Here is a 21,675-nt window from a genome sequence, read left to right on the forward strand (position 1 = left end):
AATGATATTTGATGTAAAATATAACTATATTAATCAATCAAGATAAGCAATAAATTAAATAATTACTTTCAATATATCTAATAATAAAGACAAAAGGTTTAAATGATGAAAAAATTATTTATTTTTGATTTTGATGGTACATTATTCAATACAATAGAACAGTTGGTTTATAATATGAATCAGGCATTACATCTTCATGGTTATCCCGTATTGACACTGGATGAATATAAGCTGGCCGTTGGAGGAAATGTCAACCAGGTCATATCCAACGTATTGGGTTCAAATTCCAGTCCGGAAAATATTGAAAAGGTAAAGAAAACATATCTTGAAATAGTTGAAGATTATGAAGATACACTGACACAACCATTCGAGGACATTGAAGAGATATTAACATATCTACAGGAAAATAACATCCAATTGGCCATTAACTCCAACAGATATACATATTCCATTAAGTCATATGTGGATAAATTCCTGAATAATATTAATTTTATAGACATACAGGGACATGAACCACCGAATCCATCAAAACCCGATGCATATGGGCTAAATCAAATATTGCAAAAAAGCAGTATCAATAAAGAGGACGTGGTCTACGTGGGAGATTCACCAACCGATGTACAAACGGCAAAAAATGCCGGTATTGACTGTGTAATCGTTACATGGGGCTACGCTGATTATGACTTATTGGATGATGACTACATATTGAAAGTAATCTCCAAACCACACGAATTAAAGGAATTAATATAGAATCATAGTTGATAATATGGTAGACAATATAAAAGTAAGGGGTGCCAGGGTACATAACCTGAAAAGCATAGATGTGGATATTCCCCTTGGAAAAATAGTTTCAATAGCCGGAGTATCCGGTAGCGGTAAATCCTCACTGGCATTGGGTGTATTGTATGCCGAGGGCTCACGCAGATACCTGGAGGCACTCTCCACTTATACCCGACGACGGATAACACAACATTCAAAGGCCAAAGTTGATTCAATTGAACATGTACCTGCCAGTCTTGCACTCAACCAGCGACCCAGCATACCTGGTATAAGAAGTACCTTCGGTACCGGCAGTGAATTATTAAACTCCATACGACTGCTTTTTTCACGCTGCAGCAGACAAGTATGTCCCAATGGACATCACGTTAACGAATCCATTAATATAGCAAGGGAATTACCCATTAAATGTCCTGAATGTGGAGTGGAATTCTATGGATTGTCAGCCGAGGAGTATTCATTTAACAGTGACGGAGCCTGCTCAAAGTGTTCCGGTACAGGCATTATAAGGGATGTGGATATATCCACATTAGTACCTGATGAAAATTTGACACTAAAGCAGGGGGCAGTTAAGCCATGGACAATGTTTGGATTATCCTCCATGTACCTGGTAGCCAAAGAATTGGGTGTCAGGGTTGACGTAGCATTCAAGGATTTAACCGACAAGGAAAAGGAGATAATCTACCATGGGGACGCCGTAACAAAAAAGGTAATTATACCGACAAACGGCAAGGCATTTGATGTTAACTTCACCTATAGAAATGCCATAGAAGCCGTACGGATAGCACTTGACAAGGCACAATCAGAAAAGGGATTGACACGCATCAACAAATACCTAAAAACACAGGTATGTGATGAATGTCATGGTACAAGACTAAATAAAAGGGCCGATTCAACACTTTTAAATGGATTGACCCTCAGTCAGGTATGTAAGATGAGCCTGGATGAAGCCTTCAAATGGATTGATAATAGCATAAAGTCATTGCCGGATAATATCAAGAAGATGGCTTGTCCCATCTATGAGGAATTTACAGATAATGCCAATATCCTGCTGGAATTAGGATTGGGTTATCTGACCCTGGACAGGCCTAGTTCAACATTATCCACCGGAGAGTTACAAAGAGTTCAGCTGGCACGTACGGTTAGAAATCAGACCACCGGCATATTATATGTACTTGATGAGCCATCAATAGGACTGCATCCGGCAAACATTGACGGATTAATCAAATTGGTACATAGATTAAATGATGATGGAAATTCAGTAATCATCGTAGATCATGATACCAGAATACTTAAGATAGCAGATTATCTAATTGAAATCGGACCGGAATCCGGATATAATGGTGGTAATATAATATCCCAGGGACCGATTGATTCAGTTATCAAGGATGAAAACTCAATCATTGCTCCATATATAACAGGTGATGAAGAAATTATTATTCGAGACAAAACAGCTTCCGAAGAGATATTTGATGAAGGTACCATAAAATTATCAACTGATATGATACATACGGTCAAAGAATTGGACTTGAAAATTGCAAAATGTAGATTGAATGTTGTAACAGGTGTCAGTGGCAGCGGTAAAACAACACTAATACTTGAAAGCCTATATCCTGCTATATTAAATACCATAAACAATGAAAAACTTCCAAGCCATATAAAAAGCATAGATACAAGCGGCATCAATAAGATTTATCTGATAGACTCCGCACCTATAGGTAAGAATGTCAGAAGTACACTAGCCACATACAGCGGAGTTTTAAGTCATATTAGAAAACTATATTCACAACTGGACAAATCCATTGAAAAAGGATATACCCTGAAGGATTTCTCCTATAATACCGGTAGTTTAAGATGTCCCACATGTAACGGTACAGGTCAGATAAATCTTGACGTGCAGTTTTTACCTGATGTGGAGATAACATGTCCTGACTGTGAAGGTCTTAGATTTTCAGACAAAGCCGATGATATAATATATAATGACTATTCCATCAAGCAATTGATGGCACTGACTGTTGATGAAGCTATCGAAGTATTTGATGAGGAAAAGAAAATACTCAATAAGCTAGAGACATTATCTGATATGGGATTAGGATACTTAACATTAGGAGAAGCTACTCCTGCATTAAGTGGTGGTGAAGCACAAAGACTCAAACTGTCATCACAGATGAATAAAAAACAGGACTCCTCACTTTTTATATTTGACGAGCCAACCATCGGATTACATCCAAGGGATGTTAAGAAGTTAATATGCATATTTGATAAGCTCATTGAAAATAATGCCACAATAGTTGTGATTGAACATGACCTGGACTTAATAAGAAATGCCGATTATATCATTGATATGGGTCCTAAAGGTGGAGTTCTAGGTGGACGTATAGTAGCCGAAGGAACACTTGATGAGATAATAGCTAACAAAAACAGTATAACGGCCAAGTACTTGAAGTAATATTATTTATCTTTTTCTTTAGATTAAATATGCTGCAATCACAAATCATAATTAAAATCAGTCACATATACTTACATAACAATAATCAAAAAGAAGATTGACTATGAATATTATAAAAATACTCCGATAGCCATTAGTGGATTGATGCTGGCCTTGTTTTCTCTGGGTTCACATTTTAACAATTACATGAATAACAGCAATATAATACTGGGATCTATAGGTGTTATCATTCTATTTTTGCTTGTGTTAAAGATTATACTCTATTCACAAGATTTCTTGATGGAATTTGACAATATAATCGTAGCCAGTACTTCAGGTACATTCTCCATGGCATTGATGATGTTTAGCACATATATCCTACCATATAACAGCAGGATATCATTTATAATTTGGGCCGTGGCAGTTTTCCTGCATATATTGTTGATAATATACTTCACATACAGATACATTCTACATGATTACTCATTGGAAAATGTCTATCCAAGCTACTGGATAGTATATATAGGAATATCAATGGCCAGTATAACAGGCGGTGTCTATATGGGCAGTTATAATTATATCTTCTTTTTGTTTGGATTTATTATGATGTTTCCAACATTAATATTGGTAAGCTATAGATACATTAAAAAGACCGTAACAAATGATGCATTCAAACCACTGATTTGTATATATGCGGCAATACTTAGCATACTTATAGTAGCATATGTGAATTCATTTACTGAGGTGTCATACACCTTTCTGATTATCATATATACAATTGCATGTCTTTTTTACCTGCTGGCATTGTATAAGTTTATCCAATACAGACATATTGCATTCTATCCAAGCTATTCGGCCTATTCATTTCCATTTGTAATCAGCCTGGTTGCCACGTATAAAATGTACAATATATTTGATAATGTAATTTTAGGATATATACTCATAATAGAAACAGTTATAGCAATAATCTGTGTAGGCTACGTATTAATTGAATATATAGAAAACATTTACTTAAACAATTGTTTGAAAAAATAGAAATTAAAAATGGGGGTTGAGATTAAACTGTATTATAAAGACCAGTCAATCTCCTCTACACCATTTTCTTTTAGGAATTCATTGGCCAATTTAAAGTGATTGGAGCCTAAAAATCCACGTCTTGCCGAAAAGGGGCTGGGATGAGATGTGACAAGTACCAAATGATTAGGATTGTTTAACAGTTCCTTCTTTTTTTCTGCCTGTTTTCCCCATAACATGAATACTATCGGCTGATTTTGCTTATTTATTTTTGTTATCACATTATCAGTAAATCTTTGCCAGCCACACTTGCTATGACTGTTGGCATTAGCTTCCTCAACAGTCAATACCGTATTCAATAGAAATACTCCCTGTTTTGCCCATTTATCAAGACAACCACTACGTGGTATTTTATATCCATACTCCATGCGTATTTCCTTGAATATGTTACTTAATGATCTTGGTATTGGATTACCGTCGGGTGTTGAAAATGCCAGTCCATGTGCCTGATTTTTTTCATGATATGGATCCTGACCCAATATTACAACCTTAATGTCTGATAATGGTGTGTACTTGAATGCATTGAATATGTCCTCTTCGGGTGGATAAATTGTTTTATTGGCATATTCATTCTCTATAAAGACATCCATCTTCTGATAGTACAACTTTGTATATTCCTTCTGGAGAAAATCATCCCAGCTATTACCTACTTCTACATCCAACATTATCCTCAAACCTTAATTTAATTGTTTTAGCTATCTAAATTTCATTATCCAATATTTCACTTATTAATGTTCTTCCAAGCATATAAGCTTCTTTTAAATCCTTTGGAAATTGTTCGTCACGTGTCTTTCTTTTTTTCTCTTCATCAAACATATAATTTTCATATAACGAATAATCCTTAAATTGATACGTGTCATAGACCTTGAATGAATGTGTTTTACCAAATGAGTATTCTATGAATCTTTCTATTAGATTAAATACTGATTCGCCATATAATTTTTCGCCCATATCCTTATCGACATTCATTGTATAGATGCATGCTGTTGTTTTCTTTTCTGCCAGTGAATCTGCTCCATAAACGTATTTCGGAAATATCAGTCTTTCAAGAAAACTTCTCATCTGACCGGTCACGTTACCGAAATAGATTGGACTTGCCATTATAATTGCATCAGATGCCCATAGTTTTGGAAGAAGTTCCAGTAGATCATCCTTTATTGGACATTGACCATAGAATTTTCCATCAATCTTTTTACAATGGAAACAGGATTTACATCCCTTATAGTCAAGGTCATATAAATCTATAATTTCAATGTTTATTTCATCATCATATTGTCTATCTTCCAGTTGGTCATATGCTCCCTCCACCAGAGCATCCAACACTTTTGACGTATTATACTTTTTTCTAGGACTGCCATTTATCACATAAAAATCCATATTCAATCACCTTTTATAAGTATATTTTTCTATGAATATCCTATTATAGTTATTTAAACTACGATTTTATTATTGTGGGTAAAATAATTATAAGTAGAAATCGTTTAGAATAAATAAATTGGAGCACTACTAATTATGTCATATCTACGTTTTATTAAAAATGTTATAATAATAGTTTAAGATAGGTGATAATTGATTAAAATGATTTAAATAGTTAAATAAATATATGTGTGATTATATAATAAATATTGTTAATATTTAATTAGCAATAATATAGTTATTTGAATTAAATTAATAACTGAGGTGTGTAAATGAATAAAAACATCATTTTATTATTAATGTTATTCATCATTTCCATAGGAGTAACCGCTGTATCTGCAGGTGAGGATATCTCTGATGCAAGTACTTTAACAAGTGACATTGATGATTATGACACTATAAATACATATGATGATTATGAAGAAATGGACGACAACGATGACATTGACAATTACGATGACTATGATGATTCTGAAGATGAAAACTTGGATGATATGGATGATTCTGAGGATTATGATGATTCTGAAGATGATTACATAGATGATATGGACGATTACGAAGACTATGAGGAAATGGATGATTCTGAGGATTATGATGATTCTGAAGATGATTACATAGATGATATGGACGATTACGAAGACTATGAGGAAATGGATGATTACGAAGATTATGATGATTCTGAAGATGATTACATAGATGATATGGATGATTCTGAGGACTATGATGATTCTGAAGATGATTACATAGATGATATGGATGATTCTGAAGACTATGAGGACATGGATGATTCTGAGGATTATGATGATTCTGAAGATGAAAACTTGGATGATATGGATGATTCTGAGGACTATGATGATTCTGAAGATGATTACATAGAGGATATGGACGATTACGAAGACTACGATGATTCTGAAGATGATTACATAGATGATATGGATGGTTCTGAAGACTATGGTGACATGGATGATTCTGAGGACTATGATGATTCTGAAGATGATTATATAGATGATATGGATGAATATGATGACAGTGAAAACCAGCAAACATATTATGAAGCTATAGAATTAGATTATAATGCTACTAATCTAGGTGGTAATTACAGTATTGCTTCAAAAAATTATACGCAATACTACTCTAAAGATATAGCTACCAGTAGTTATATGCCTATGCTAAAAGTTTACTCTAATAATGTAGCTACCCCTAACATTGCATCTATATCAAATAACGTTCCATCTCCTACTGAAAATATAGTTCCTGAGGTATATTCAACTGGTGTAATAATCAATAAAACAGATAATGTAAAAATAGTTAATTCAACAAGTAAATCCAAATCAACTAAAAACACGACAACAAAAAACAATAAGAAAAGTTCAGATAAAAAACCTGTTAAAATAAAATTAACAACAAAAAAGGCTAAGAATAATCCTATTGTAAAAACTACTCAGAAAAATGGTATCATTAAAAGTACTCAAAAAAATAGTATCATAAAGCAATATAATCCATATCTATATGAGTTATGGTTAAAACTATTAAATGAGGGTAATATCACCAATATAACATACTCAGATTTTATCAAACTCTTAAAAGAAAATGGAATAAACATTAATGCAAAAACATTTGATGTTGAAAAAATCATAGAAATATGCGATAAAAAATTAGAAGATAGTAAAAATAAAACTATCTGATTAATGGAATATAGTTAATAAGTTAACTATATTCACCCTATTTTTTTTTAAAAATTATAAGTGTTGGTTAAGCAATGTGAAAAAGTCCACAGTTTTATCTGAATTAACCCGGTTTAATGTATGATAACATGATGGACAGTATGTTATTACCTTATTTCCACTCAATGTCTTAAGCGATACCTTCTTAGCTAATTCTTTATCACCGGTATTAATTCCCACGCCAAATCCACAACATGAATTTGCCCTTTCAAGGGGTACATTTTTTATAATCTTTCTTGCCTGTGATGCCCTTTCGAGTGCATGACATGGATCATGAATTATATATCCGCTACCATCTACTTCCACATCATTAAATAGGTCCATTGCAAATATTATTTCAATATCAAAGTCAGGATGTGTGGAATAATAATCCCTGAAGGATTCATAGCAGCCAGGACATATTGTTATTATTTTCTTGACACCATGCCTTTTGAATTTTTTAATGTTATCCTCAACTACCTTATCGCCTTCCTTTTTAAGACCTAACAGGAAGAGCATAATACCACAGCAGGATTCATCACTTAGGATTGAAAAATCAACGTCAATCTTCTTTAATGATTCGCTTACTGACTCGATTAATTCATTTTCTCGAAACCTGCTTGTACAACCACGATGAAGTATAACTTCATGTATCTTACCATCATCAACAAGTTCAACTTCTTCACCATAGGAGTTATTCTTAACCATTATATTGTTCTTTATTCTTTCTTCATAGCTCATTTGTCAATCTCCCTTATCATATAAAAAACAGTTTTCCATATGGGAATTGATTATTCCTATTGCCTGTAAATATGAATATATTATGGTAGGACCTACAAATTTCATGCCCCTTTTCTTTAAATCCTTTGATATACTGTCACCCAGGGGGGATGTTGTTTTATCATTTTCATATATTATCTTCTCACCAGTAAATGTCATTAGATATTCATGAAAACTTCCATATTCTTCCTGGATTTTTTTATATATACGGGCGTTATTAATGGCGGCATGTATCTTTAATTTGTTTCTTATTATTCCCTTGTTATTTTTTAGTTCTTCTATCTTCTCATCATCATATTCACTTATCTTATCAAGATCAAATCCATCAAATGCCTTTCTGAAATTATCCCGTTTATTTAATATTGTCTCCCATGATAATCCTGCCTGGAATGATTCTAATATGAGCATTTCAAATAGGTAATCATCATCCAGGTTAAGTATCCCCCATTCTTCGTCATGATATTTAATATATAACTCATTTTCTGGGTTGCACCAGAAGCATCGATTCTTTCGGTCATCATATTTCATAGTATCAACATTTTCTATTATACAATAATTTATGTTTATCTTAATATTTAATGATGAAATATGCTTTGAATAGACTATGAATGATTTAAAAAAAAATTAGATAAAGGTGATGATTTCTTTATTTGATAATCCATTCTTTTATATTGTCCGGATTTTCATTTACCGTTAATCTTTTGGCATCAATCCAGTTGTTGTCTGGATATGCAGTTTTAAGATCATTGAATGAACCTTGAGATCCTGTGGATCCTGATGTTGCAAAGATGTAAATGTTTTTATTTTTCACATTGTTTTCTTCAATGAATGTGTTGATTATTGTCGGTGCAGTGTACCACCATATGGGAAATCCTATTATCAACGTATCGTATTCAGTCAAATCTACTATAGAAGATATTTCGGGTCTTGATGATTTGTCTTTCATTTCTATGCTTGAGCGGCTATTTTCATCATGCCAGTTCAAATCGGCACTTGTATATTTTTCTTTGGGTGTTATTTCATGTATGTCGGCAGATATGGTGTGGCTTATGAGTTCTGCGACTTTTTTTGTCTGTCCACTTGCTGAAAAATAAGCTACTAGTCTGTTTGTCATATTATCACATTTATTGTATTGTATTACTTTATATATTATTTGGATGATATATAATTTTTGATAAGCTGAATAAAAATATAATTTATAATAAAAATTAGTAAATCGTCTATGCAATAAATTTAAAGTGAATGAATAAAACGATAAAAAATCTAAAAAAAGAGAAAATGGTTTGATTATTATATTTCAGAATATAATAATCCCATTGCTCTATTACTAAAGAATAGTAAATAAGCATCTATAATTCCCATAATGACTGATGCAATAGTTTTATTGAAAATTGCACCAGTTATTGCACCGAATATTCCTGTAATAATTAATATAACAAGTAAAACTGCTATAAGGGTTAATATTACTTTGACAAATCCAATATTAAATATGTCATCGATAGCTGCTTTTATATCTAGAGCAACAGATAAATCCTCTGTTTTTGCCAGTCTACATATACCCATTGTATATGCAAGGGAAAATATTAGAATTAAAATAAATCCAACGATGTATACAATCCAATTTTTAAATACCATTGATAATAATAAGATTATAATTACTGGTACTATGAAGTAAACTATTGATACAATAACTGATTTAACACCATTTATTGATTGTCTTTGAAAATCTACTTCTGGTGATGCTGTACTTCGTCTGATTCCTGATTTAATAATATCTAATCCATAACCTTCTAATAAAAATGAAATTAGTATAGAAATTATAACACCTATAATTGCTAGTAAGAAAGCAAAAAATGAGCCTTCTCCGGTCATAAGTGCTGTTTCAACACCAGTTACACCTATAACGAGTCCTAATATTAGTCCTAAAATAAGGTATATAAATAATGATTTTAAATTATCAGCAGGATATGAAATAGAATCTACTATGATATCCATAATTTCCATTGTTTATGTCTCCATTTAATTAAAACTCAAAATGAGTCTATAATTAATTATGTATATGAAATTATTTAAATATTACTTTTAAATTATATTAAAAAGAGTAAAAAGTAGATGAGGATTAAATCAGTGGTACAATGGAATATACGCTGATTAACACTATTACAGTTAAAATTACAATAGCACCCAATGGTACTTTTTTCCATGAAAGTGCCGCTGCAACAACAGCACCTATTAAACCTATATACCATAGCTGATTATCCACTGTCAATACACCTGGTACAATCAATGCGGCTAAGGCCGTGTAGGGTATTAAATCCAAGAACTTCTCAATTTTTCTGTCAAAGTTTATCTTACCCATAAATACTGCGGGTAATAGTCGTGGAATAAAGGTTACGATGGCACACCCCAATATCATCAAATAAATGGCATCCATCAGCAATCAGCCCCCTGATTATCATTTACTAAGTAGACATCATCTATGATTCTCATTCCTATTAAGGCACCAAGTAGTGTAGAAACTATCAGTGACCAGTTACCTATAACAAATTGCAGTAATGTATTGATAATGGCGGTTATAGCTACGAGTAATCCTATTTTATGATTTTTCTTGATTGATGGAACCAGTATTGCCACAAACAATGCATACAATGATATGTTAAAGCTGTTTGTAACTATTAATGGGAGCAGATCCAGGACAAAAACTCCTATCATTGCACCGAAAATCCATGACAGCCAGGAAGTTAATGCTATGCCAATATATACCCATATTGATGATTTTTCCATTAATGAAAATAATGCGAATGATTCATCGGTAACCAGATGTGCAGATAAAGCGTTTAATGCAATGGAAGTCTTGGTAGCCTTATTATATACACATGTATTCATTACCATATATCTCAAGTTTACAACAAAATTAGTCAGAATAATGGCTATGATGGTTGCCTGATTTGCCAACATCGTCACGGCAATTATCTCACCGGCACCCGCATATACCAATACGGAAAATGACACGGTTTGAATCGGATCAAGACCTGCTTTAATGGCAAGTGCCGCATAACCGATACCCATTGGAATATATCCCATGGTTATTGGTATTGCCTTTTTAAAACCATAGATAAATTCATCTTTCTTTGATGTGATAATAACGACTCCTTCTTTAAAAATAAAGATATGTTTGAATTATTATTTATATTTATAGTATTTATCCCATTATTAATCATTTGCACCTAAACTATGGATAATAATCAATTTATTTAATATTTAGATGATATGATATTATTATATTCTATATTAACTATATATAATTTAATTATTGTAATTTATTCAATTGTAAATAAATTATTTTTTATAAAGTTAATCAATTTTTTAATTTAGAAGATTATTATTAATGAGATGACATATATAAGTATATGAAAGAAAAAACCTCCTGGCAACAAAGATATTGGTTAAACTGCTTAAAGAATATCGTTCCCACTAAACGATTGAATAAGGCAATTGATTATGCAGATACCCATGAAATCATCGATATGAAAGTGGAGGACAATCACTTTACGGCTAAGATTATACATGATGAGAATAATGTTTTTGGTTGTGAAATTATTTTAAAAAAGTTTACGGACACTGAAAAAAGCGTTATTAATACCATTAAATCTCAGAGTAAATATATGAAGGATATAGAGGAGAATATATTTACCGAAGAATTTCATAAAGAATTATATAAAAATAGGATAAACATATTTCCATCATCCATAATTAGCATAGATATGAATTGTGATTGCAACAAGAACAAAACATTATGTAATCATATCTTATCATTAATGTATAAACTAACATTTGAATTGGAGGATAATCCCTTTTTATTATTTGAATTAAAAGGTTATCAGTTATCATCATCTTCATATAAGCAAGGCAGTCAAAACAAATATGATGACAAACAGGAAGAACACGATGATACATATAAAAATAATTCAGAAGAAAGTGAAGACACAAAAAATACCATGGATTCACAAGAAACCATTTCTAATGATAACACTATGGGAATTAAAGATATTGAACACCTATTCTATAACAACTATCTAATCAACAATAACAGTACCAGTCATATATCCTTAGACAACATACCCGATTTATACACCCAAACAGTAAATATGTTGAATAATCAGGAGTTCATAGATGAAGATATGGAGTTATTCCTGGAAAAATTATTCAATAACTTAGATAAATACATAAATAATGATATAAAATATCATAAATTAAACAAGAATTACTATAATGATTTTATCTACACGCCACATCAAAACAGGAATCAGAAACATACCTCAATCTTCTTTGACTATAAATGGGGTCATGTAGATAAATGGACAAATTTTTCCATCAACATAAACAGTAACTACAGTATTTCAACAATTGATGTCGGAATAAAAAGTAATTTCAACAAATACAAATCATCAAAACTGCTGTTTGGATTTCTCGTAGAATACAATAAGGCTATTGACAAACCATTAGGTAATCTGTTTAACTTTTTAGATAAATTATACTTAACAACACTGGAACTGATTAAAAAACATGCCATAATGCCGGAGATATTTAAGTTCAACGACAAATATAAAATCAGGTGGATTCCGGCAGTATACAATCGATTGATATCCAATCTGATGGGACAATTAGCCATGTCATGTCCGGAGTATCTGTTGACATTCAACCGTATGAGAGTAAACAGTGAAAATCAAATCATTACATTCATCAGCATAATAATCGATGGACTTATTAAGTCATACATTGACACTCTAAATAAAAAAGAACAAAACAGATTATTATCAAAGCATATTTATGCATTGTTTTTAGGTGAAAGTAAGAAAATAAACGTGATACAAAATATCAAAGGTATAAATAATCTTCTTGCATTTAAGGAAGATAAGAAATATAACTATGAACTGTTCATATACATCAGACAACTTGAAGACTCATTCAAATTGGATGTTAAAGTAAGCATTGAAGATGATAAGAAAGTAAATATCAATAGGCTATTGAAGGATACAGTTGATGATAAATTAAAAAGGCAACTTGAAAATGATCTTAACGTTATAAATCAAATTATCCCATCTGATAATAGAATAAAAAACAATAAAGAGGATATGCTTCTTACAACCAATCAGTTTACAGAATTCTTTAATAAAAGCATACCCCTACTTGAAAATATGGGCGTGAAAATAATACTTCCAAAGAGTCTTAAACGCTTATGGCATCCAAAACTGGTATTGAATATCAATGAAAACAGGAGCGATAATTCTTATCTATCACTGGAGAATATAATGGACTTTGACTGGAAAGTAGCTATCGGGGATGAAAATTATTCATTAAATGAATTTAAAAGACTTTCAGAAGAAAATAAAAGCTTGATTAAAGTATCCAATGACTATGTTATCATGGACTATAATGATGTATTGAACATTTTAAAACAGATGAACAATCTTCCTGATAAACTTGACAATATGGAGTTAATCAAATCCATGCTTACCGGTCAATTTGATGAGATAACGGTAAACGTTGATAGTCAGTTTAAAAATAGGTTATTTAACAACCAAATAATACAGGATGATAAGCTTCCAAAACATCTTAATGCCGACCTTAGGGATTATCAGATAACAGGATATAATTGGCTAAAACAGAATTATATGCTGGGATTTGGTTCAATCCTTGCCGATGATATGGGTCTTGGAAAAACACTACAGGTATTGACATTAATAGAATACTTAAAAGAAGAGGATGTGCTCAATGATAGTAAAGTATTGGTGGTTGCACCTACAGGTTTACTAATTAACTGGCAGATGGAAATAGAGAAGTTCACGCCAAAATTAAAGTCACACATCTATCATGGTAGCGATAGAATTATAGGGGATGATGAATTTGATATTCTCATTACATCATATGGTATCATAAGACAGGACTTGAAAATATTGAATAACATTGACTGGAACTTAATAGTCATAGACGAGGCCCAGAAGATTAAAAATCCATCAACTCAACAAACCAGGGCGGTCAAATCACTTAAATCCAAGAATAAAATCGCTTTAACAGGTACGCCTATTGAAAATAATCTATCGGAATACTGGAGTATATTCGACTTTGTTAACTATGGTTATCTGGGTAAGTTAAATGATTTTAAGAAATCATATCTAAACCCTATTGAAAAAGATGAAAATCCAGATTCATTAAACAGTCTTAAAACCATTACACAGCCATTTATACTTAGAAGATTAAAGACTGATGATGATATCATACAAGATCTTCCTGATAAGATTACTAATGATTTGTATTGTAATTTATCCGCTAAACAGGCGGTTTTATATAATGAAACATTAAATGCATATATGGATAATATTGAAAAACTTGAAAGCATCAATAGAAGAGGTAAAATATTTGAATTGATCAATTCGTTAAAGCAGATTTGTAATCATCCGGCACAACTTACAAAATCACGTAATGTAAATATTAATGACTCTGGTAAGATGCAGTTGCTGATAAATACACTTGAATCAATCTTGGATAATGATGAGAAGGTATTGATATTTACCCAATATGTTCAGATGGGTAAGATAATCAAGAAAGTCCTGGAGGATAAGTTTGATGAGGATGTTCTATTCCTGCATGGATCATTATCCCGCTATAAGAGGGATAAGCTAGTTAGAAAATTCCAGTCTGATGATGACTCCAGGATATTTATTTTATCCCTGAAGGCTGGAGGTACCGGCTTAAACCTTACCGCTGCATGTAACGTTATTCATTATGACCTTTGGTGGAATCCTGCAGTTGAAAACCAGGCTACCGATAGGGCATATCGTATTGGACAGGATGTTAATGTAATGGTGTATAGATTCATTACCACGGGTACATTTGAAGAACGCATCAATGATATGCTTGAAGATAAACAGGAGTTGGCTGATATTACAATAGGCAGTGGAGGTAAATTCATTACTGAAATGGATGATGATACGTTAAGACAATTGCTTAGATTAAGAAATAGGATAGACTAAATTATCTTGAAACGGAATAAAATTGATAGTAATATATGTATTGAATTTATTTGAAAATCAGTTTCTTAGAAAGGGGGTTAGGTTAAAGTTATAAATTAACTTTGTACTTATGTTTGTGAGATAGCATCTACAGGACATGCTTCAGCACATAATCCACAGCCTACACATGCTGCTTCATCGATTACGTGTGGGTTTCCTTCTGCGATACAGTTTGTTGGACATGCTTGCATACATAATCCACAAGCTACACAATTATCTCCTATTTTGTATGGGTTTGCCATTATAAATCACCTATTAAATTTTATTTTTTAATATATACGAATTTATTGCGCAATATTAAAAGTATACTTTTATTGTTATTTAACTATCTAATTTTCATAATATATAAATATCTTTCTTTTTAGGTTTAACTAACTTTTTTAATACTTCTTTAAATAACTTGATTTGAATATACAACAGGTTCTAAAATTAAATAAGTAAATTAAAGGGTTTAGCAGATAGTGGATTATCGAAATACGCTCAGATAAAAAAATTAAAAAAAATATGTTTTTTATTTAAGGTATGTAGACATTATAAGAAATATGATTGATAAAATGATAATCCTCAAGTAAATAAAAATATTAACCAGATGATAATATTCATCTTATAATGAATGTAAAGCGGATCATGTATGTTGACATTTTACAATTATGTTAAATTATTAATCTTACAGTAATTAACAATGAAAATAAGTTGTTATTGATAGGTCCATCAACAATATACTATGATTATTATTGTAATTTCGGTGAATAAAATAATAGATAGGGGAATTAAATATTTAATTTATCTATTATATAGAAAACTATATTATAATACCAAATAGTAGTATTTTGTATATTTAATATTGATTATAATATTCATATCAATTTTTATTTGAAATATAAAATCAATAATTAATTTATTGGTAATTGAAAACAATCACTATATTTATTAAGAGTTAATTATAAATATTTAAATGATATTATAAAAGTAATATTTGAACAAAATACTTATTTCATAAGGATATTTCAATATTAGACATGTTTATAATATCATTTCTAAAAAAAAAAATTAAATATCAAAGGTATATATGATGAATAGAAAAACTAAAGGATGTTTGGTTTTTTTAATGCTATTGTTTTTAACAATAGGTGCCGTTAGTGCAGCTGACGTATCTGATGATTCATCAGCCGATACAGTAACCGCTACAGAACCATCATCCTCAGACAATGTTGTTTCTACAGCATCAGCCAATGATAACTCCAACAGTAAAGTTAGTTCAACGGGTTCACAGAAAAATTTGAAAACTGCAAATGACGTTACAGATAACATCATTAGTACTTATGATAAGAACATAAATACTACCGGTGTTGATTTAAAAATCACACCAAGTGCAGACTCTAATTCCGTGAACATCTCAGTTAATGTAGAAAATTTAAACTACTCAGACTATGAAACAACAGCTTTTGAGTTCTCTGACTTGGATTTAAACATTATCCCTAGTAAAGAACCACAAACTATTAACTTAACAATAGATATGTCTAGTTTAAATATCACTGACTTTGAGAAGTATAAATTAAATTTAACCGGTCTTGATTTTTCATTACTACCTAGTGAGGATTCATCAAGTCTTAATTTATCACTTCTACTGTCAACATTAAACTATACTCAGTTCGACACTAGATATTTTGATTTTTCAGACTTGAATTTATCAATTATACCTAGTTTGGATTCATCAAGTCTTTACGTATCAGTTTTATTACCTAGCTTAAGGATTATAAACTATGGAGTAGATGCATTGAATCTATCTGATCTTGATTTAAAAATCAATATTCCAGATACAAAATCAACAGATCTTACCATAGACATAGTCATGTCTGGTTTAAACTATACCGACTTTAAAGACAAATTTTTGAATATAACTGATGTTAATGTATCATTAACTCCGATTACAGGTTCATCAAACCTTAATTCATCTGCGTCAATAGCTAATATTAACTACAGTGGATTAGAATCTGATAAGTTTGACATACCAGCATTTAATATTAGTGGTATAAACTTTACTAACTTTAACGTTACAGGATTAGATTTATCAGATATGAAATTACCTGATTTCACATCAAGTTTTGATTTATCAAGTCTTAACTTATCCAGCCTTGTAGACCTTTTAGGTTCTGGATATGATGCAAGCAGTTATAGAATACCTATTAATTCCAGTGGTTTAGATTTGGAAAATGTAGACTTTTCTGCTATGAATGTTTCTGGTTTGGACTTTTCAAACTTCAACATAACAGAAATGTTATCTGGTTTAAATTTAAATTCCAGTACTTTTAACTTAAGCGGAATGAACTTATCTGACATGGATTTATCTAGTTTAAATTTAACAGGTCTTAACTTGTCAAATATTAACTTATCAAGTTTATTAGATAATCTTAATATGTCAGCTTTAAATTCAAGCTTATTTAACTCAACTGGTATGGATTTATCAAACTTGAATTTATCCGATCTAAATATGTCTAATTTATTTAATGAATTAGACCTAGGAAACTTTGATTTAGGTAGTTTAATGGGTGGATTTAACCTTTCAAGCCTTAATTTAACAGATCTTCTCAAGAACTTTAACTTGACAGATTTATTAAATGGCTTATTCAACAAGGAAAATCAGACAACTCAAGAAAAAATAATAAATCATAAATTAATACCTAAAGCTACACCAAAACAAATCAATAAAGTAGCAAAATCAGGCAAAACATTTACTGTAAAAAGAGCTTCAGACAATAAGGTTATCTGTCAATCCAATGTGTTTACTTTAGGTGACTTGAATACATTATTTGATCTTGATTTCACAAATGGACATTTAAAAGTCTTAATTGATGGTGAAGTAGTATTTGATGGTGATGTAAAAGGAGACTTATCACAAGTAATATTTGAAATTATTGAAAAGTTCCTGGGAGAACATGAAATAAAAGTAGAATTTACTGGTGCTGATGGACAATTAAACACTTATAAAGAAACAATAATAATTGAATAAATATTTCAATTATTTTTTTTATATTTTTTTTTAAACTATATTCATAACTAATTATTTCTTCTATTGATTTATACTAATATAAAACCAATTTTATTTTAATATTAAGATATTGATAACTAATTTTATACTTATTATATATTTTTCAATAATTTAAATTTGTTAATATATTTCTGATTTAAATGGAATACTCTCTTTTTGTATAATTATAAAATTGAAAAAGGTGATTTTGACTATGTTTATTAAAAATTACTAGTTTTATCTAAAATTTTACATAAAAACATAACGATTAAAATCAAATCTTTATTATATACAACTAAAAATAACACATCTTAATTTTCGTATTTTTATATTTTATACTTTTTTCTAAGTCCTTTTTTATATATGAATGCCTATTTTTATTAAATAAAAGTTATAACTTTATATAGTTTTTTAAAGAATATAATAAATGGAGGTATATAATGTCAAAAAAATTGTTAATAAGTGTATTATTATTAATATGTTTCGTAACTCTAGCTAGTGTTAGTGCTGCAGATAACAGTTCAGAAGATTCTGTGGCAACTGATAGCAGTACAGCTGATTCTAATGCACCTAGTACAGGAAACATTTTTAATACAAATGGAAATGAAAACTCCCAGTCAACTGGTGGTTTTTCAATGGGTAACATGAGTGGTATGAACATGTCAGATATGATGTCTGGAATGAATATGTCAGATATGATGTCCGGTATGAACATGAGTGGTATGAACTTCTCTGGAATGAATATGTCAGATATGATGTCTGGTATGAACATGTCTGGAATGAACTTCTCTGGAATGAACATGTCCGGTATGAATATGTCAGATATGATGTCTGGTATGAACATGAGTGGTATGAACTTCTCTGGTATGAATATGTCAGATATGATGTCTGGTATGAACATGAGTGGTATGAACTTCTCTGGAATGAACATGTCCGATATGATACCAGGTATGAATATGTCTGATTTAATACCAGGTATGAACACAACCACAAATGATACAACACCAGAAGCTAGTCCAAGTAACGCTGATCAAAGTCAGGGAAATTCCCAACCAGCACCAACTGCTCAAAAACAGAAAGTTGTTAAACAAAATCCAACAAAAACAACTAACAACCAACAGAAAGTATATAAAACACATACTATCAAAAAAGCTAGTGACAATAGTGTAGTATATCAAGGAAACTCATTGACACTAGATGCAATAAACAAAATATTCGGTCAAAATATAGCTAATGGACATTTAGTAGTCTTCATGGATGGTCAGGTAGTATTCAATGGTACTGTAACTGATGATTTATCATTTACCATACTACAGTTCATTGAACAATATCTTGGTAATCATAACATTAAAATAGAATTTACTGATGCCAACAACAATACCAACACCTATGATGAAAATGTTATAATCGAATAATTTCATCTCCATTTTTCATTTTTTTTAAATATTTTTTTTATTCAATATTAAATTTAATAAATATGACTCTTGTTATTTTTCATCATATAAATTATTATTCTCTTTTTTATCATTAATACTTTTGTCCATCTTAATTTAGTATTACTTTTTTTATTTTAATTAATATTTATGATATTTATTTATATCATGTTGATGATATAATTTTTTGATGTTTCTTAAAAAAGTATTTTGTCAAATTGTCAAAAAGTGTTCACTTTTATAACACTATTTGTTCTCATACTACGAACAAACCATATGTTTTTACTTCGTTATACGGTAGTATAACGAACTAAAATTGCAACATCTAACAATCCAAAAAAGTACCAAAAACAAAACCTTACAAAAACACCAAAAATCAACCACGACATATAGATGTAACATACCCAAAAATGAAAAGTAAAGAAAAATGCAAATTAGGAAAAATTTTGCCAAAAAAAATACAGACATAATAAAAAAATTAGTACATACTAAAAAATATAATACAAAGCAAACATACTAAAAAACATAGTATATACTAAAAAACATAATATAATCCAAATATAATAAAAAAGAAATATATACTAAATAATATAGTATGTACTAAAATATATAATATATAAAAAATATAATAAAAAATATAGTACATATTAAAAAACATAATATATATTAAAATAATAATAATTAGATTAAATAGGAGAACTATATATGTCTAACCTACCTTGGGGTAACAATCAAAATTTAACAGATGAAGAATTCTACAATAGAGACTATGAATTAAATAATCTAAAAAGCTTACTAGAAACGACAAGTCAAGGACATGCACCTGATATATTATTAACCGGTATAAGAGGTGTTGGAAAAACAGTATTTTTACAAAAAATAAAAAGAACACTAGAAAAAGATTATCTAACAATATACTTAGATTTATCTCACTCTGAATGTTTCCAAAAAAATAATATGAGTATAAATGGATTAATGAACTATTTTTTTACAGAGATTATGAAGGAATGTCATAAACAAAACATAACCACCTTGGATAAAAAACTCGAAAAATACTTCAAATCGAACGATATAAAAATCAGAGAATTCATAACAATAGACAAAATTCAATTACCCATTTTTTCATTAGAAGAAAATACTGAAAAAACTATGAATTTCGTTTTTAATTTACCAGAAAAAATATATGAAGAAAATCAAGACAAAATTAAAGGTATAATAATATTCATTGACGAATTTCAAATTATCAAAGAACTAGGAAAATATAAAGAATCGTTCTTATGGAAAATGAGAAGTTATATTCAGAATCAAAGAAATGTAGCTTACCTATTTTCAGGATCAACGAGTTTACAAGATAAATTTATATCAGAAATAGCAGGACAAAACGGTGTATTTGGAGGACGAATGATTACATTACAAATCAATCCATTCGATAAAGAAACAACAAGAAATTACCTAAATGAAAAGGCACCAGAGATAATATTTTCAGAAGAAGGATTTGAAAGATTTTACAAATGTACAAAAGGAATACCATCATACGTGAATATTTTTGCATCATTACTACCAACTAATGAAGAATTGGATGAAAAAGAAATAAATAATCAATTTAATAAAAAAATAACAGCAATAAGTTCACATTTAATAAATATATGGACAAGATTATCCTATAGAGAACAAACAATAATAATATTATTACTAAATGAACCATTAAAACGTATAGATATAGCAAATAAATTAAATATTTCATCAGGTTCACTAAGCAATTACTTAATTAACCTTCAAAATCAAGATATAATACATATAAATAATAAAAAATATGAAATAAGCGAAAAAATACTGAAAAAATGGCTAAAAATTGAATATGAAGAAAAAGGAGTATATCCATATAGACAGATATAATATCCATAATTAAATAGTATAAATTCTAAAATCTATTCATTGTCTTTCTTTTTTAATGAGAATTCTA

The 21,675-nt window shown here is 30.2% G+C and carries 17 protein-coding genes; 8 read left to right on the forward strand and 9 right to left on the reverse strand.

Going from position 1 to position 21,675, the window contains the following annotated elements:
- Positions 1-105: 105 nt before the first annotated feature.
- From AW729_RS01995 to AW729_RS02005, 3 genes are all read left to right on the forward strand, one after another.
- Positions 106-750 (forward strand): HAD family hydrolase, encoded by a 645-nt coding sequence (locus tag AW729_RS01995; RefSeq protein ID WP_162685732.1) that lies wholly within the window; start codon positions 106-108, stop codon positions 748-750.
- Positions 751-766: 16 nt separating this feature from the next.
- Positions 767-3,226 carry an excinuclease ABC subunit UvrA gene (locus AW729_RS02000; RefSeq protein ID WP_112123515.1) on the forward strand — a complete coding sequence of 820 codons (2,460 nt, stop codon included), beginning with the start codon at positions 767-769 and terminating at the stop codon, positions 3,224-3,226.
- 186 nt (positions 3,227-3,412) lie between these two features.
- Entirely contained in the window at positions 3,413-4,240 is an 828-nt protein-coding gene (locus tag AW729_RS02005; protein WP_162685733.1) for a TDT family transporter, read from the forward strand.
- A 32-nt stretch (positions 4,241-4,272) separates the two neighbouring features.
- Here the strand turns inward: AW729_RS02005 and ung are convergent, their stop codons facing one another.
- Together ung and AW729_RS02015 are read right to left on the reverse strand one after the other, a co-directional pair.
- Positions 4,273-4,944: a uracil-DNA glycosylase gene (gene ung / locus AW729_RS02010; protein ID WP_112123517.1), complete on the reverse strand. Its 672-nt coding sequence runs from the start codon at positions 4,942-4,944 to the stop codon at positions 4,273-4,275.
- Positions 4,945-4,978: 34 nt separating this feature from the next.
- Entirely contained in the window at positions 4,979-5,656 is a 678-nt protein-coding gene (locus AW729_RS02015) for a flavodoxin family protein (protein ID WP_112123518.1), read from the reverse strand.
- A 311-nt stretch (positions 5,657-5,967) separates the two neighbouring features.
- Between AW729_RS02015 and AW729_RS02020 the strand changes: the two genes are divergently transcribed.
- On the forward strand, positions 5,968-7,380 hold the full coding sequence (locus tag AW729_RS02020; protein WP_112123519.1) for a hypothetical protein: 1,413 nt from the start codon (positions 5,968-5,970) through the stop codon (positions 7,378-7,380).
- A 54-nt stretch (positions 7,381-7,434) separates the two neighbouring features.
- On the opposite strand, the gene AW729_RS02025 is transcribed toward AW729_RS02020, so the two are convergent.
- The 6 genes from AW729_RS02025 to AW729_RS02050 form a co-directional block, all read right to left on the reverse strand.
- On the reverse strand, positions 7,435-8,139 hold the full coding sequence (locus AW729_RS02025; RefSeq protein WP_112123520.1) for a (Fe-S)-binding protein: 705 nt from the start codon (positions 8,137-8,139) through the stop codon (positions 7,435-7,437).
- A gap of 3 nt (positions 8,140-8,142) precedes the next feature.
- Complete coding sequence (locus AW729_RS02030; RefSeq protein ID WP_112123521.1) at positions 8,143-8,706, reverse strand: DNA-3-methyladenine glycosylase I; 564 nt, start codon at positions 8,704-8,706, stop codon at positions 8,143-8,145.
- A gap of 118 nt (positions 8,707-8,824) precedes the next feature.
- A complete protein-coding gene (locus tag AW729_RS02035) occupies positions 8,825-9,292 on the reverse strand; it encodes a flavodoxin (RefSeq protein ID WP_112123522.1) in 468 nt (155 codons plus the stop codon).
- Between the two features lie 176 nt (positions 9,293-9,468).
- Positions 9,469-10,182: a DUF4013 domain-containing protein gene (locus AW729_RS02040; RefSeq protein WP_112123523.1), complete on the reverse strand. Its 714-nt coding sequence runs from the start codon at positions 10,180-10,182 to the stop codon at positions 9,469-9,471.
- A 115-nt stretch (positions 10,183-10,297) separates the two neighbouring features.
- Positions 10,298-10,612, reverse strand: coding sequence for an AzlD domain-containing protein (locus AW729_RS02045; protein ID WP_112123524.1), 315 nt, complete (start codon positions 10,610-10,612; stop codon positions 10,298-10,300).
- Positions 10,612-11,262: an AzlC family ABC transporter permease gene (locus AW729_RS02050; RefSeq protein WP_112123525.1), complete on the reverse strand. Its 651-nt coding sequence runs from the start codon at positions 11,260-11,262 to the stop codon at positions 10,612-10,614. Before AW729_RS02050 ends, AW729_RS02045 begins: the two co-directional genes overlap by 1 nt.
- A gap of 326 nt (positions 11,263-11,588) precedes the next feature.
- Here AW729_RS02050 and AW729_RS02055 point away from each other — a divergent pair, with 326 nt between their 5' ends.
- Entirely contained in the window at positions 11,589-15,212 is a 3,624-nt protein-coding gene (locus AW729_RS02055; protein ID WP_112123526.1) for a DEAD/DEAH box helicase, read from the forward strand.
- A 107-nt stretch (positions 15,213-15,319) separates the two neighbouring features.
- Here the strand turns inward: AW729_RS02055 and AW729_RS02060 are convergent, their stop codons facing one another.
- Positions 15,320-15,493, reverse strand: coding sequence for a 4Fe-4S binding protein (locus tag AW729_RS02060; RefSeq protein ID WP_112123527.1), 174 nt, complete (start codon positions 15,491-15,493; stop codon positions 15,320-15,322).
- Positions 15,494-16,323: 830 nt separating this feature from the next.
- Between AW729_RS02060 and AW729_RS02065 the strand changes: the two genes are divergently transcribed.
- From AW729_RS02065 to AW729_RS02075, 3 genes are all read left to right on the forward strand, one after another.
- Positions 16,324-18,261: a hypothetical protein gene (locus AW729_RS02065; protein WP_162685734.1), complete on the forward strand. Its 1,938-nt coding sequence runs from the start codon at positions 16,324-16,326 to the stop codon at positions 18,259-18,261.
- 458 nt (positions 18,262-18,719) lie between these two features.
- Positions 18,720-19,694, forward strand: coding sequence for a hypothetical protein (locus tag AW729_RS02070; protein ID WP_112123529.1), 975 nt, complete (start codon positions 18,720-18,722; stop codon positions 19,692-19,694).
- A gap of 723 nt (positions 19,695-20,417) precedes the next feature.
- Positions 20,418-21,608 carry an ATP-binding protein gene (locus AW729_RS02075; protein ID WP_112123530.1) on the forward strand — a complete coding sequence of 397 codons (1,191 nt, stop codon included), beginning with the start codon at positions 20,418-20,420 and terminating at the stop codon, positions 21,606-21,608.
- Positions 21,609-21,675 lie beyond the last annotated feature (67 nt).

The organism is Methanosphaera sp. BMS (genome assembly GCF_003268005.1).
Classification (GTDB): Archaea; Methanobacteriota; Methanobacteria; order Methanobacteriales; family Methanobacteriaceae; genus Methanosphaera.